Annotated in this window: 15 protein-coding genes; 9 read left to right on the top strand and 6 right to left on the bottom strand. The window is 60.5% G+C overall.

Annotation, left to right across the window (positions count from 1 at the left end):
- Nucleotides 1–237: 237 nt before the first annotated feature.
- Genes WBP07_RS21220 through ligD form a run of 4 tightly spaced genes read right to left on the bottom strand, consistent with a single transcriptional unit; the run spans nucleotide 238 to nucleotide 4,398 of the window.
- Entirely contained in the window at nucleotides 238–1,176 is a 939-nt protein-coding gene (locus tag WBP07_RS21220) for an NAD(P)/FAD-dependent oxidoreductase (RefSeq protein WP_395396494.1), read from the bottom strand.
- A gap of 29 nt (nucleotides 1,177–1,205) precedes the next feature.
- Nucleotides 1,206–1,706, bottom strand: a complete 501-nt coding sequence (locus WBP07_RS21215) for a cupin (protein ID WP_395396405.1) — start codon at nucleotides 1,704–1,706, stop codon at nucleotides 1,206–1,208.
- A complete protein-coding gene (gene xth / locus WBP07_RS21210; RefSeq protein WP_395396404.1) occupies nucleotides 1,703–2,518 on the bottom strand; it encodes an exodeoxyribonuclease III in 816 nt (271 codons plus the stop codon). Before xth ends, WBP07_RS21215 begins: the two co-directional genes overlap by 4 nt.
- Complete coding sequence (ligD, locus tag WBP07_RS21205) at nucleotides 2,515–4,398, bottom strand: DNA ligase D (RefSeq protein ID WP_395396403.1); 1,884 nt, start codon at nucleotides 4,396–4,398, stop codon at nucleotides 2,515–2,517. Before ligD ends, xth begins: the two co-directional genes overlap by 4 nt.
- 134 nt (nucleotides 4,399–4,532) lie before the next feature.
- On the opposite strand from ligD, the gene WBP07_RS21200 reads away from it, so the two are divergent.
- Complete coding sequence (locus WBP07_RS21200) at nucleotides 4,533–4,715, top strand: DUF3606 domain-containing protein (RefSeq protein WP_395396402.1); 183 nt, start codon at nucleotides 4,533–4,535, stop codon at nucleotides 4,713–4,715.
- A 529-nt stretch (nucleotides 4,716–5,244) separates the two neighbouring features.
- Here WBP07_RS21200 and WBP07_RS21195 read toward each other — a convergent pair.
- Together WBP07_RS21195 and WBP07_RS21190 are read right to left on the bottom strand one after the other, a co-directional pair.
- Nucleotides 5,245–5,547 carry a hypothetical protein gene (locus WBP07_RS21195; RefSeq protein ID WP_395396401.1) on the bottom strand — a complete coding sequence of 101 codons (303 nt, stop codon included), beginning with the start codon at nucleotides 5,545–5,547 and terminating at the stop codon, nucleotides 5,245–5,247.
- A gap of 23 nt (nucleotides 5,548–5,570) precedes the next feature.
- Nucleotides 5,571–6,803 (bottom strand): Nramp family divalent metal transporter, encoded by a 1,233-nt coding sequence (locus WBP07_RS21190; RefSeq protein WP_395396400.1) that lies wholly within the window; start codon nucleotides 6,801–6,803, stop codon nucleotides 5,571–5,573.
- Nucleotides 6,804–7,179: 376 nt separating this feature from the next.
- Between WBP07_RS21190 and WBP07_RS21185 the strand changes: the two genes are divergently transcribed.
- The 8 genes from WBP07_RS21185 to WBP07_RS21150 all read left to right on the top strand — a co-directional run bounded on the left by WBP07_RS21185 (nucleotide 7,180) and on the right by WBP07_RS21150 (nucleotide 13,847).
- Nucleotides 7,180–7,773: an SRPBCC family protein gene (locus WBP07_RS21185; protein WP_395396399.1), complete on the top strand. Its 594-nt coding sequence runs from the start codon at nucleotides 7,180–7,182 to the stop codon at nucleotides 7,771–7,773.
- Nucleotides 7,773–8,978 (top strand): zinc-dependent alcohol dehydrogenase, encoded by a 1,206-nt coding sequence (locus WBP07_RS21180; RefSeq protein WP_395396398.1) that lies wholly within the window; start codon nucleotides 7,773–7,775, stop codon nucleotides 8,976–8,978. Before WBP07_RS21185 ends, WBP07_RS21180 begins: the two co-directional genes overlap by 1 nt.
- 9 nt (nucleotides 8,979–8,987) lie before the next feature.
- Complete coding sequence (locus tag WBP07_RS21175) at nucleotides 8,988–9,773, top strand: SDR family NAD(P)-dependent oxidoreductase (RefSeq protein ID WP_395396397.1); 786 nt, start codon at nucleotides 8,988–8,990, stop codon at nucleotides 9,771–9,773.
- The gene (locus WBP07_RS21170; protein WP_395396396.1) at nucleotides 9,770–10,372 is read left to right on the top strand and encodes a flavodoxin family protein; all 603 of its coding nucleotides are present in this window, start codon (nucleotides 9,770–9,772) and stop codon (nucleotides 10,370–10,372) included. The genes WBP07_RS21175 and WBP07_RS21170 overlap by 4 nt, the downstream gene beginning before the upstream one ends.
- A 30-nt stretch (nucleotides 10,373–10,402) precedes the next feature.
- On the top strand, nucleotides 10,403–11,494 hold the full coding sequence (locus WBP07_RS21165; RefSeq protein WP_395396395.1) for a catalase family protein: 1,092 nt from the start codon (nucleotides 10,403–10,405) through the stop codon (nucleotides 11,492–11,494).
- On the top strand, nucleotides 11,491–12,258 hold the full coding sequence (locus WBP07_RS21160; RefSeq protein ID WP_395396394.1) for an SDR family oxidoreductase: 768 nt from the start codon (nucleotides 11,491–11,493) through the stop codon (nucleotides 12,256–12,258). Before WBP07_RS21165 ends, WBP07_RS21160 begins: the two co-directional genes overlap by 4 nt.
- 253 nt (nucleotides 12,259–12,511) lie before the next feature.
- Nucleotides 12,512–13,402 carry an alpha/beta fold hydrolase gene (locus WBP07_RS21155; RefSeq protein ID WP_395396393.1) on the top strand — a complete coding sequence of 297 codons (891 nt, stop codon included), beginning with the start codon at nucleotides 12,512–12,514 and terminating at the stop codon, nucleotides 13,400–13,402.
- Nucleotides 13,403–13,583: 181 nt separating this feature from the next.
- Nucleotides 13,584–13,847 (top strand): DksA/TraR family C4-type zinc finger protein, encoded by a 264-nt coding sequence (locus WBP07_RS21150; RefSeq protein WP_395396392.1) that lies wholly within the window; start codon nucleotides 13,584–13,586, stop codon nucleotides 13,845–13,847.
- Nucleotides 13,848–14,257 lie beyond the last annotated feature (410 nt).

Genomic DNA, 14,257 nt, shown 5'->3' with positions numbered 1-14,257 from the left:
CACCGATATCGATCCCTCGGGACCGCGAAAAACCTGAAGCGAGCTTCGTTCAATGCGCTGGTTCGAAGCCGTGCCTTTCCCATTTTTCTGTGACAGCATTCGGGGCCTGTGTTCCACAGGCTCACGGCCCGAACCCTGGACCTTGGGGGATGCACGAAATCATAATAAGGGTTTGCGCAGACAATCCCCTTGCGCTTTCGTGGTCCGGTCGCGGTGAGGGAGCTGTGGGTCATTGAGCTAGCGGAACAGTCTCCGCGATTTGGCCAGGTCATTGCGGATCGTCGTCGCAGCGACGCTGGCTTCACCCATCGCGTGGCTGATCTGATCAAGCCCTTTTGCGACGTCACCCGCCGCATACAGGCCAGCTATACTGGTTCGCTGGTGACGATCGACGACAAGGCATCCTTCCTCCGTCGCTTGCGCGCCCATTGCTAGGGCAAGGCCTGAATTGATCGTCGAACCCAAGGCGGGGTAGAGGCATTCGAATGTGAGATTTTCTCCGGGGATAGGCGCGACAATTCGCCCCCCCACGATGTGAAGGGCGCCGCATGGCCCATCCCGGCACACGATCCCGGCACCCCCGAGGACGCTGCGCTCTTCTTCGCTCAACGAATGACGCCCTTCGTTCGCAATGAGGGTGATGTCTCTGGAATACATCCGCAGGAAAATCGCTTCGTTAAAGCCATGTGTACCGGTGCCGATCACCCCGATCCGCCGATCGGATGCTTCGTAGCCATCGCAGATCGGGCAGTATCGCAGCAGGCCCCGAGCAAGCCCTTCATCGTGAATCTCGCTTGCCATATCGGGTGCCTCGTTGACGACGCCCGTCGCCACGAGGACGCTTCGAGCGCAAAGCGAACGCCCGCTCACACGCGCAAGAAGTAGCTCCGACCTGCGGGTGAGACAGTCAACGCTGCCCTCGATTACTATCGCGCCAAAATCGATCGCCTGCTTGCGCATTCGGTTCAGAAGTTCGGCGCCCGGAATACCGCCAGGATAGCCGGCAAGGTTGTGTGTTCTTGGTATCATGGCCGCGCGGCTCGATCCGGCATCGATGACAAGAACGGAAAGACGGAATCTCGCAAGATAGATCGCGGCAGTCAGCCCGGCGGGCCCACCGCCCACGACCAGACAGTCGACAGGATCAGCGGGCCTTCTTGGCGCCCAGTCATCCATCTTTGACGTGTTCCCAAACCGTCCGCCGGTCAGCCGTTCCATCGAGACCCGCCTTTGAACGGTTGCCCATCGAGAGGGTTTCGATCCGCTGGCGGCATCGTTCTGATCCGATCCAGCGCTGCCTTCGACGGCGATTCCCTGCAGATATCCCAGTCCTGGCCACAAGGATAGGCACCTACCACCAGGAAGTCGCGGCTGGCCGAGATAAGGCAATGTCCGGTTCCGGCGGGAAGGACCAGGCAGTCTCCGCCTACGACATGAATCATAAGTGTTCCCGGACCTCCGATCATCAATGTTCCGCTTCCCGATGCGATGCCCAGGGCCTCATGTGCCGTCGAATGGTAGTGATGATAATCGAAGATCGTATCGCGCCATCTGGGCGGCCAGCCATGCTCGCGAAAGCGCCTTTCAAAGGCTTTCGCGACCGTCTCGCAATCGCCGCCCTCGACGTCGCGGTAGATCAGCACGGGCAGCCGCTGGTTGTTGGGAATCCAGTCGTTTGGGTCCAGGAGATGTGCTTCGGGCATCATGGCCCGCCTTTCTTCCTGCGCGGCTTCGGTTCGGATGCGCTTTCGCAGAGCTCAATCGCGACGGGAGCATGATCGCTCGTTTTTTCCCAACCACGCACCGGGCGATCGACTTCTGCACTTACCAGACGGCGGGCCGCAGCCGCATTGAGGAGGATGTGGTCGATCCTGAGGCCGGCATCGCGCTCGAAGGCGCCGCGCCAGTATTTCCAGAAAGTGTAGATGGTCTCGTGCGGATGAAAATGGCGGAGCGCATCGGTCCAGCCTTGGGCCAGCAGCTCTCCATAAGCGGCGCGAACCTCGGGGGCGAACAATGCATCGTCGCGCCAGCGTTCGGGCGCATAGACGTCCGCATCCGTCGGCATGACGTTGAAATCACCTGCAATAACCACGGGCGCATCGAGCGATACCAAGCCGGCCAAGTGACCATGGAGCCGCTCGAACCACCTGAGCTTGAAATCGAATTTCGGCCCGGGCCGAGGATTGCCGTTCGGAAGGTAAAGTCCCCCCACGAGAATGCCATTGACCGCCGCTTCGATATATCGGCTCTGCTCGTCATTCGGATCGCCGGGCAGGCCGCGCCGGGTCTCGTGGATTTCTCCAATTTTGCTGAGGATGGCGACGCCGTTCCAGCGGCTTTGGCCGTGCCAGATCGAGCAGTAACCCGCCCCCGCGATGGCCGCTTCGGGGAAGTTCTCCTGTGGAGCCTTCAGTTCCTGCAGGCATACGATATCGGGTTCGTACTCGTAGAGCCAGCGCAGCAGCACCGGCAGTCGCCCATTTATGCCGTTGACGTTGTAGGTGGCAATCCTCACAGGTCGGGAAGTCCCTGGGCGGCGCGGCCCCATCCGGCGAGCGCCCTGGAGGAAGCTCGCCTTAGCAGCTGCTTGGCATCGTTGATCGTGAAGTGCGACGGCTTGTCGATCGTTTCCATTTCCTTCCAGCTGATCGGTGCCGCTACGGGCGCGTTTTCCCGCGACCTTGCGGAGTACGGCATAACCGCGGTTGCGCCGCGCTGATTGCGCAGATAATCGACGAAGATCCGTCCCTTTCTTTGAGCCTTGGGAAGCGCGGCTGTGAAATTCGCAGGATCACTGAGGGCGACAGCCTGCGCCAGCCGATGTGCGAAATCCTTCACTTCGTCCCATTCGGCGCGGGGGATGAGCGGGGCGATCACGTGAACGCCCTTGCCGCCGGTGAGCATCGGGAAAGTTTCGAGCCCGACCGACTTCAAAATGTCGCGGAAGTGAAATGCAGCACTGCGCACGTTCTCGAAATCTAGCCCCACATCCGGATCGAGATCGAAGACGAGCCGGTCCGCCTTTTCGACATCCTCGATCCTCGCACCCCAGCCATGGAATTCGATCGTGCCCATCTGCACGCAGGTCAGCAGGCCCTCGGGGGTGTCGATATAGAGGTAAGGCTCCTCGTGTCCGTCCTTTTCCGTTATCCCGACATGACGCACGGCTTCACCGAAGCTGCCGGCGTCATGTTTCTGGAAAAAGCACTTCTTTGCCCGACCTTGCGGGCAACGCACGAGGCTCACAGGCCGCGAGCCAACCCAGGGCAACATAATGGGCGCGACCGCCGCGTAGTAATCGGCCAGCTCGCCCTTGGTCCGGTTGTTTTCAGGGTAAATCACGCGGTCACGATTGCTGATGGCGACGCCTGTAGCCGAAGCCGTCGCCAGGGCGAGGGGTGCCTCCGCCTCGAGAACAACCGCTTCCGCTTTCTTGTCTTCCCGAAGGCCAAGATAGCTAGGATGGCGAAGCGTCCCCTCATTTGTCATCTCGGTGAAGGCTATTTCCGCAACAAGCCGGGGTTCGAGCCAATGAACCTCTCGAACTTCCGCGCGAGGCGCCTTGACGGTGGGCGTCTTGCTCTCGAGCGTTCGCATGAGCCCCATCAGTCGCTGGATTTCGTCGACGCCGAACCCGGTGCCGACTTTCCCGGCATAGCGAAGCGCGCCATCTTCGTTGATGCCGAGGACAAGCGCGCGGAGGAGCCGCGACTTGTCGGAAGGAGTCCAGCCGACGATCACGAACTCCTGCCGCCTTATGCATTTGGTTTTCAACCAACCGCCGCTGCGCGAACCGACGTACCGTCCATCAACGCGTTTAGAGATCACGCCCTCGAGACCCGCCTCGCAAAAGCGGTTGAGCAGCTTCTCGCCGCCTCCAACAATGTGTTCCGAATAGCGCAATCGCCCGCTGGCCTGGGGGAGTATTTTGGCGAGCATTGCCTTGCGGTCGGTGAGCGCAAGCTGGGTGAGGTCCTCGCCGTTCAGCTCCAGCAGGTCAAATGCGAAATAGTCGATCGTGCCCGGTGCTGACTTGAGAGCATTCTGCAGAGCCTGAAAGCTTGATTTGCCGCCCGCATCGAGAACCACGGCTTCACCGTCGATTAAGGCCGAACGGACATTGAGGTTCCTAGCCGCCTCAATGACTGCGGCAAACCGATCGGACCAGTCGAGTCCGGACCGCGTATAAGCGCGCGCCTTCCCCCCGCCGACCGCGAGAAGAACGCGGTACCCATCGTATTTCATTTCGTGGAGCCAAGAGCTTCCCGGTGGGACGGCGTCGACCAGTTTTGCGAGTTGCACAGCCTGGAATGGCGGAGGCATGGAGGTGCCGCGTCCGCGCCGGGACGGGGCGGCTGCTGCTGCCGTGGATGCTGTCGCACGTTTCGCCATCATGGGGAGAAATTCGCAATCGGCCGTCTCGTTCCAGCTTGCGGGGACGAGTCCGGCTGCGAATGGTCAAAGCGTGGCAACCTCGGCGGCACCTGCACGTTGCCGGAGCAGTCGCCAACGCTTTTCAGGAGAGCAGGATGTCGGATAACAAGAGACTTCGCGCACCTCAGGACGCCTCGCGGATTGCCCTTGGCGAGGATTACGAGGTTGCCTACTGGACCGAGAAATTCGGAGTCGACGCTGATGCCCTTGCCGATGCCGTCAAGGCGGTCAGGAACAGCGCTTCGGCGGTCGAAGCACATCTGAGGGGGCGCAGGTGATGCTGGATGCAGCGCTGGTCGACATGGCCAGCGTGCGTCACCTGGATTGTGCATCTGCTCATTCGCAGATGAGCTTTTCCGCGTTGCGCGCCCTGTTCGGGGCGCCTGCTGCCCGGGCTGATCGAGGGGTGTTGCAGTGTCGAGGAGATGGCGAAGCGGACATCCCGACCAGCCCATAATGTATCTTGAGCACACCGCATCTTGGCCCAAACCCTTGCAATCGCTCGCAGGCCGAAGGCGGTGCATCGATCCCTCTGCAAGATAACGGTAATGCGAGCAGCCTCTCTCACTGCCTGGACAGCCACGCCCTCGGCGACGATGCGTTCGCCAAGACGCGGTACCCGGTCGGGTTTTCCCGCGGTCAAACGCGAAAGAGGGAGAGGGGCCGGCAGGCGATCTGCTTGGTAGCGGCGTTCAGAAACCGCACAAAAGAAGGTGCGCAACGTGCAACGCAACCTATCAGGCGGGGGGCGATATCCCGGTCGGGACTGCGAAGATTTGTCCCGCGAATATCCCAAAGGCACCGGTCTTATGTAGGGCGATCACTATTCGCAGCATGAACCGCGGACCGCTTCCGGTCGGCGGGAGGCGTCAGTACGTAGCGCCATACGCCGACCAGATTGATCGCGAGCAGGATAACGTTTTGCCAGCCGATCCCTTCGCTGTCTGGGTTGAGGAAACCCCAGGCTATCAGGCAGATCGAACTCGACACGTAGATCAACATTGCCCGCCCGGTCCACTGCGAGCCGACGTTGAGCGATACGATCATCGATGCCACTACGGCTGCCCCGGCGCCGTAGTATTGCAGTACCTCCCGTAGGACTTCGGCCATGTCGTGCCTCCTAACCGGAAAACTCAGAACGATGTTGCCGCCATTGCAGCAACCGCCGCTGCCATGACAACGGTGGCGAGCCATCCGAACGCCCGCAGCGAGAGAGAGCCGACGAACTGCTGCATGATTTCCTTTCGGGCGACGACGATCATCAGTCCCACGAGCACGGGAACAGCGGCGATCCCGTTCAAAACAGCGCTCCAGAAGAGAGCTTTCATCGGACTGACCGGCGACCAGTCGATGGCAATGCTGAGCACGACACCCAAAGCGATCACGAGATAGAAGACTTTGGCGTGCTTCGGCTTCGCTTCCAAGCTCGCCGACCATCCGCCGATTTCGCAGACGGCATACGCGGACGATCCCGCAAGAACCGGAACGGCAAGCAGGCCGGTTCCGACAATGCCCAGACAAAAGATGAGGAAAGCCAAGTTGCCGGCAACCGGCTTGAGCGCGTTTGCCGCATCGGCCGCACTCTGGATGTCAGTCTTGCCGGCGTGATGGAGCGTCGCGGCCGTACCAAGGATGATCGCAAGCGCAACAATGTTGGACACGGCCATGCCAGCAAACGTATCCCAGCGAATGCGATTGAAGGCATCGGGCGCCTGTTCCCCGTTCCGGGTGAGGGGTTCGCGTTCCTCGTTCTGGTCGAGCTCCTCCACTTCCTGGGCAGCCTGCCAGAAGAAAAGATAGGGGCTGATGGTCGTTCCAAATATTGCGACCACTGTGGTGATACCCTCTCTTCCATCGATCCTTGGAATAAAAAGACCGGACAGAGTCTCGCTCCAATCAATCTTCACCATGAATAACAAGGCAACATAGGTCAAAAGAACGAGCGTGAGCCATTTCAACCAGGATGAATAGCGATGATAGGGAACATGAAGCTGAAGCAGAAGCGAGACAATCGCGAAGGCTGCCGTGTAGATATGCTTGCTAAAGGGAACCACTAAGGCTGTTGCTTCACCCATCGCTGCAAGATCAGCACCGACATTGATGGTATTGGCGACAAACAGGAGCGCGACAAGCGCAATTATCAGCCAGCGTGGCATGATTTTCTTGATGCTTGTAGCCAAACCTTTGCCGGTAACACGGCCAACCCTTGCGCTCGCCAGTTGAACCGCCACCATGAGTGGATAGCACAGGACCAGCGTCCACATGAGGCCGGTTCCAAATTGGGCGCCGGTCTGGGAATAGGTTGCGATGCCGCTGGGATCATCGTCGGCGGCACCGGTTACGAGGCCCGGGCCAAGGCGCTGCATTTGTCCAAGGAATTTCACACTGTGCTCCCGCTTCCATTCTTTTTTGACATGCGCACCCGTACGCACAGGAAAGCCGCGATCCTGCTCAGGGTTTCATGAAAATGCCCTTATGTGCGCGGATTGCTATAGATGGATCGGACTCATTGCATGGCGCGGGGGTGCCGATGACATACATTATAAAGTCCGCAAGCGAAAACATTGTAACATAAGATAATAATTATTACTGGATTTATAGTTTTCTGTGGCCACCTGTTGCTGAATCCTCCATCCATCGTGAGGGAACGCAACTCGTCGCAAAGACTCTCGTTATCGCAGTTACAGTGGGAACGCGATCCGACAGATAAGGTTACAGTGGTTCATTATCAGGAGAACCGCTGTGACCGACACGCATGGACGTGCTGCGCGCGATGACGCACCCTTGGCTACTTCCAAGTCATCCAATGCCGCCGGTGAGGTCGCACACACAATCGCCGAGGCCCAGGGGAGTCAACTGGTTGGACGCACTGTGACCATCAGTCGCGACCGACGTGAGCTATACGCTTATTGGAGGGATTTCGCACAACTGTCGACATTCATGGACAATGTCGAACGGGTAGAGGTGATCGACGACACCCACAGTCATTGGGTGGTGCGGGCGCCTGCCGGCAAGACCGTCGAGTGGGATGCGATCGTCACCGAGGACCGTGACGGAGAACTGATCGCCTGGAGTTCGGCCGAGGGTGCCGATGTTCCGAACGCCGGCCGCATCGAATTCAAAGATGCGCCCGGCGGCCGTGGTACCCAGGTGACGGCCACTATTCTCTACGATCCGCCTGCGGGAGTGGTGGGCAAGGTCATCGCCAAGATATTCCAGCGTGAGCCGGCAATTCAGGCTCGCCGCGATCTCAGGCGATTCAAACAACTCATGGAAACAGGCGAGATCGCCACGGCTGCGCGGACGCGCAAGCAACTTGCTGAGGAGAACACCTGATGCGCGCGCTCACCTGGCACGGTAAGCATGATGTCCGCGTCGAAACCGTCGACGATCCCGAAATCCTCAATCCGCGCGATGCGATCATCAAGATCACTGCGACCGCGATCTGCGGCTCGGATCTGCATCTGTACGATGGCTACATTCCGACGATGCAGGCTGGCGACATTCTGGGTCACGAGTTCATGGGCGAGGTCGTGGAAGTCGGCCCTCGGTCGACGCTCCGCAAAGGCGACCGCGTCGTGGTCCCCTTTACGATCGCCTGTGGCAGTTGTTTCCACTGCGGCAAGCACCAGTACTCGGCCTGCGACAACGGCAATCCGGCGGATAATCAGGACATTGCGCAAGAACTCTACGGCCAACCGATGTCCGGCCTGTTTGGATACAGTCACATGACCGGCGGTTATTCGGGCGGCCAGGCCGAATATGTGCGCGTCCCGTTCTCGGATGTCGGGCCGATCGTCATCCCCGACGGCGTCCCGGACGAGAAAGTTCTGTTTCTTTCCGATATCCTGCCCACCGGATGGATGGCCGCGGAGAATGCGCAGATCGAGCCTGGCGACACGGTTGCCGTCTGGGGCTGCGGTCCGGTCGGCCTGTTCTCTGTCCAGTCGGCCTTCCTGATGGGCGCGGAGCGCGTTATCGCCATCGACCATTTCCCCCATCGTCTCGAACTTGCCAGGAGGTTTGGAGCGGAGACTATCAACTTCGAGGAAACGAAAACCTACGAAGCCTTGATGGAAATGACCGGCGGGATCGGCCCGGACGCCGTGATTGACGCGGTCGGCCTTGAGGCGCACGGCTTCTTTGTCGACAACGTCCTGGACCAGATCAAGGCATCGACCTTCCTGGGCACCGACCGTACCCATTCGATCCGTCAGGCAATCCTTGCCTGTCGCAAAGGCGGGCGAGTGTCGATGCCGGCGGTCTACGGCGGCTTCGTCGACAAGTTTCCGCTCGGCGCCTTCATGGAGAAGGGGCTGACCCTCAAAACCGGGCAGACGCACGTCCAGCATTACATGCCCGGGCTGCTGACTGCGATCCTGGAAGGCAAGATCGATACGACTTTCCTGATCAGCCACACCCTGCCGCTCGAGCAGGCACCGAATGGCTACAAGATGTTTCACGACAAGCAGAATGAGGTGACCAAGGTCGTGCTCAAGCCCGGCCTGCAGCCCGCACACTCTGGTGCAGCATCAGCATAGGAGCTTTACATGGCAGGCAAATTTGCAATCGTTACCGGCGCCTCGAGTGGCATCGGATTGGAACTCGCCAAGCTCGCCGCCAAGGATGGCTATGACCTTCTGTTGGGTGCCGATACACCCTTCACGCAGGCGGAGCGGGAACTTGAAGGTATGGGCGTTGCGATTGAAACGGTCGAGGTAGACCTTTCGACCCTGGACGGCGTCGACGAACTCCTGGCGCGGGCGATCGGACGCCAAATCGACGTCGTCTGCGCCAATGCAGGCCACGGGCTAGGCCATGCGTTCGTCGACCAGAATCTGGAGGCTTGGCGCAGCGTCATAGATACCAACATTACCGGCACGATCTATCTCATCCAGCAAGCGCTCAAGCCAATGCTTGCACGAAACAGCGGCAAGATTCTGGTTACGGGATCGATCGCCGGTTTCATACCGGGTTCCTTCAATGCGGTCTACAACGGCACCAAGGCCTTCGTGGACAATTTCACCGAGGCGGTGCGCAACGAGATCAAGGACAGCGACGGCGTGACGCTGACGACGCTGATGCCGGGCGTTACCGAAACGGAGTTCTTCAAGCGTGCGGGGCTCGGCGATACCAGCGTCGGCCAGGACGACGGAAAGGCAGATCCGGCCAAGGTCGCCAAGGATGGCTGGGAAGCTTTGATGGCTGGGAAAGGCCACATCGTTTCGGGCTGGGCCAACAAGCTGCAGGTCGCCGCGGCAGGCGTAGTGCCGCAATCCATGATGGCCGAGCAGCACCGCAAGATGGCCGAACCCGGTTCGGGGGCATCGCAATGAGCGTGGTGGTTCAGCCGATCAATTGCACGCTCAAGGCAAGCGGGGAGAGTTCGACCGATGCGATGATCGCGGTCGTCAAATCGGCTTTCGAGGACAAGGGCGCGCAGGTTGAGCAGACGATCCGCATCGCATCGCTCAACATCAAACCGGGCGTTACTTCAGACGAAGGCGATGGCGACGATTGGCCTCACGTCCGCGAGAAAATCCTCGCGGCAGATATCCTGCTCCTTGGGACGCCGATCTGGATGGGGCAGGCAGGTAGCATCGCCAAGCGCGTAATGGAGCGCATGGACGCCTTCCTGTCAGAAACCGACGAAAACGGGCGGATGCCGAGCTACGGCAAGATCGCCGTCGCAGTTATCGTGGGCAACGAGGACGGCGCCCACGGCGCCTCGGCCCAAATATTCCAGGCCCTCAATGATGTGGGTTGGACGATCCCGGCAATCGGCGTCTGCTACTGGGTCGGAGAGGCCATGGGCTCGACCGATTTCAAGGACCTCGACGAGACACCGGAGATGGTCGCGAAGACAGCGAGGATGCTCGCTTCGAACGCCGCTCATCTCGCCGCCTTGCTGAAGGCGGAAAACTACCCGGGATGACGCCATGCCGTGCAATACGAAAGGCTATCCATGACAGGCGCTCCCGTTCCTTATTCTCCCGAGGTCGAAACCATCGAGCCCGGCGAGCAGGCCGTGCAGCAGGAACTGGCCGAGACGTTTCGCAAGATCATCGAGACCACCTATGCCGACAGTGGGCTGGCGCTCCGCGGCGTGCATGCCAAAAACCATGCACTTCTGCAGTGCGAACTGGATGTAATCGACGGACTGCCAGCCGAACTGGCCCAGGGTGTGTTTGGTTCGCCGCGGACTTACCCGGTGCTCATCCGCATATCGGCTGGCGCGGGCGACATACTGCCGGATTCGATTTCGCTGCTGCGCGGGATTGGCATCAAGCTGATCGGCGTCGAAGGGGACCGGCTTGCCGGAAGCGAAGGTGCTTCCACGCAGGATTTCCTGCTGGCAAGTGGCAAAGCATTTCCCTCGTCCGATCCCAGAAAGTTTCTCGCCAACCTCAAGCTTCTGGCAGCGACGACCGATAAGGTCGAAGGTCTCAAAAAGGCGGTCTCGGCGGTGTTCCGAACTGTCGAAAAAGGTGTGAATGCGATGGGGGGTGAAAGCCAAACCCTGGAGCAACTGGGCGGCCATCCCAACACCCATCCACTCGGAGAGAGCTTCTTCAGTCAGGCACCGGTCCGCTACGGCGCCTATATAGCCAAACTGAGCCTCGTTCCCCGTTCGGCCACGTTCAAGGCTCTCGAAGGCAAGGATGTTGACATTGCCGGCCGTCCCGATGCCCTGAGGGAGGAAATTGCGCAAACGCTGGCGGCCGCCGGCGGCGAGTGGGAACTGCGGGTGCAGCTTTGCCGAGATCTCGCCACGGACCCGATCGAGGATGCCTCAGCCCAGTGGCCGGAGGAAGAGAACCCCTATCCGCCTGTTGCCGTATTACGCGTACCCTCGCAACCGAGCTGGACCCTGCGGCGCGCGCGCATGCTCGACGAAGAGATGTCTTTCAATCCTTGGCACGGGATCGAGGAACATCGCCCGCTGGGGGCTGTCATGCGGGCGAGAAAAGTCGCTTACGCCGCATCGGTCGACCTGCGCAGCCGTCTCAACGGTTGCCCGATCCACGAGCCGGCCACGACGGACCTGCCCGCTTGAAACCGAAACTCAAGCCTCTCGCCGAGCAGGTAATGGTCGTCACGGGAGCTAGCTCGGGGATCGGTCTCCTAGTGGCGGAAGCCGCCGCGCGCGCGGGGGCAAAAGTACTTTTGATCGCTCGCGATCAGGAAGGTCTGGAGGGCATCACGCATCGAATTCGCGAGAAGGGTGGCATAGCTGAATTTGCCGTGGCCGATGTGGGCGACGCCGCAGCCGTCGAGGCCGCGGCCGACAAGGCTATGGAAGTTTACGGCAGGATCGATACTTGGGTCAACGATGCCGGTGTGGCGATTTATGCCACGCTTCTCGATACGCCCGACGATGAACATGTGCGGCTGTTTTCTACCAATTACTTCGGGGTTGTGCATGGATGCAGCGCGGCGGCCTCGCGGATGCGCAAGCATGGGGGCGCCCTCATCACAATCGCTTCCATCGCGTCCGACATGCCTTCGCCGATCCTGGGAGCATACACGGCCTCCAAGCACGCCGTGAAGGCCTACGTCCAGTCGCTGCGCATCGAGTTGATGGCGGAACGGGTGCCGATTGCGGTGATGCTCATCAAACCGGCCGGCATGGCTACCCCGATCGGCGTGCATGCGATGAGCAGGCTTGAAGGAGAGCCGCTCGTGCCGCCGCCGGCCTACGATCCGCAGTTGGTGGCAGACCCCGTGCTGCATTGCGCCGAGCACGTGCGTCGGGAAATAACGGTCGGCGGCGTCGGGCGGCTGCAGGCACTTCGCTTCGCACTTTCCCGCGACGTTTGAGAAACTGGCGCCGATGGTTGTGCCCAAACTCCATTCGACCAAGCTGGCGCGAAAAAGGGATGCGGGCTTCTGGAGGCCGGGAAAGATCAGCCAGGCCCGGTCGCCGGACGAGGCGGGTATGCGGTTTGATCCCTACACGTTTCTCGCGCTCCGCCCCCACCTCCGGCGGGCTTTGGTCGCGGGTATCTTCGGCCTTGGCGTGGGATTGTTGCGACATCGCTTGCGCTCGCGATCTTGAAGGGATTTTCCGGGAATGGCGGCATTCGATATCGAGGATATTTCGATCCAGTACGAAGACATCAACCCGGCCGGCGGGGAGGTCGCGGTCCTCCTGCATGGCTGGCCCGACGACGCCTCGACCTGGGAAGAGGTGATCGATGCGCTTGCAGGGACGGGGCGGCGGCTGATCGTTCCGACCCTGCGGGGATTTGGATCGTCGAGATTTCGCAATTCTCAAGCGCCGCGCACCGGCAATTCGGCAATTCTGGCGATGGACGTCATCGCGCTGCTTGATGGATTGGGGATCGCCAGGTTCGCTGTCGCCGGGCACGATTGGGGATCGAACATAGCCGAGGCACTCGCTGTCGGCTGGCCGGACCGCCTGGAGCGCATGGCGATGCTGGCAACGCCGCCGCGCCTTGGCGGAATGCCGACGCCCCCCTTCGAGCAGGCGCAGCGTTATTGGTACCACTGGTTCATGGCAACGGAACGGGGCGCCGAGGCGGTTCGCGCAGATCCACATGGCTTCGCCCATATCCATTGGATCAACTGGGCGCCCGACGGATGGTTCGAGGAAGCGACGTTCAGGCGAGTTGCGAAATCGTTCGACAACCCCGATTGGGTCGAGATCACACTGCACAGCTATCGGGCGCGCTGGGACAATGCGGCTCCTGACCCCCGAAGCGTATGGCTCGAGGATGCCATCAAGGCGACGAAGACCCTGAGTCTTCCAACGCTGTCCATCAAAGGCGATGCAGACGGCGTCACTACTCGGGAGAGCTTCGAAAAGATACCCGAGAAGTTCGACGGTCCGTTCGAGATGGTGGGGCTGCCTGGAGTGGGACACTTCCCGCAGCGGGAAAACCCCTCTGCCGTGGCTGCGCTTCTGATGGAATTTCTCGATAGCAGCCTTGTTGCGGGATGACCGGAATTCGCGTGCACGCGCGAGGAGTGTCCCCGGCTCCCATTGCGCGTGCCGCCGGAAAAGTTGCTGACCGGCGATGCTACGACGATGAGAAAACGAACGCGCATAGCCGTGGGACAAAACATGTCGGCAATGAAATGGCTCCGTTGCATTACCACTTTCTGGATCGAGGAGAACGGAAATGGCAAATGGCTGGGCACCGGATGGCGCCGTACAGGATCAGATCGAGGACAGTCTCAAGGACGCGGTAGCAGCGGCGCGCGCCTCGATGCCGCACGGTGAGGGGCTCGCTGAGTGCGAGATTTGCAGCGAGCCCATTCCCGAAGGTCGGCGCCGGGCATTGCCCGGCGTGCGTACTTGCGTGACCTGCCAGTCCGGCCGCGAAAAACGCCCTGTCTTTTCGACGATTAATCGCCGGGGCAGCAAAGACAGCCAACTGCGGTGAAATTCAGGAGCATGGGCAAGGTCCAAGTATGGTGCGCGCCGCAGAGCAACCTGACCTGCCCGGCAATCTTCGGGTTGAGCCGCTCGTTCCCATCGACTTGAGATCATAAGACCTGGCAAGCGGGACAGGGCCCGCCCATTCCTTGTAGATTCATGTCGGTGAGGCGCCTTCGGTTGAGCACGGTGGGTCTTCACCCGAGCGCTTCGAGCAGGCACTCCTATCCGCTTTGATCCGGGCGCGGTTACTGGCTCACCATGATCGTTTGGGCATGGGGCAGGACTGTGCTGGTCGATCTGCGCTCCTGCGCTACCGGTACCCGGATCAAACGAGGATTTGAACGCCGCGCTTTCGAAGCGCGGCGATGCAGACTCTGTCTTCCCGCCTGCCCGGCCGGACATCTCTGGGCGAAA

The sequence above is a fragment of the Novosphingobium oxfordense genome, from assembly GCF_044029435.1.
GTDB lineage: Bacteria > Pseudomonadota > Alphaproteobacteria > Sphingomonadales > Sphingomonadaceae > Novosphingobium.
This window is presented reverse-complemented; position numbering and strand designations above follow the sequence as displayed.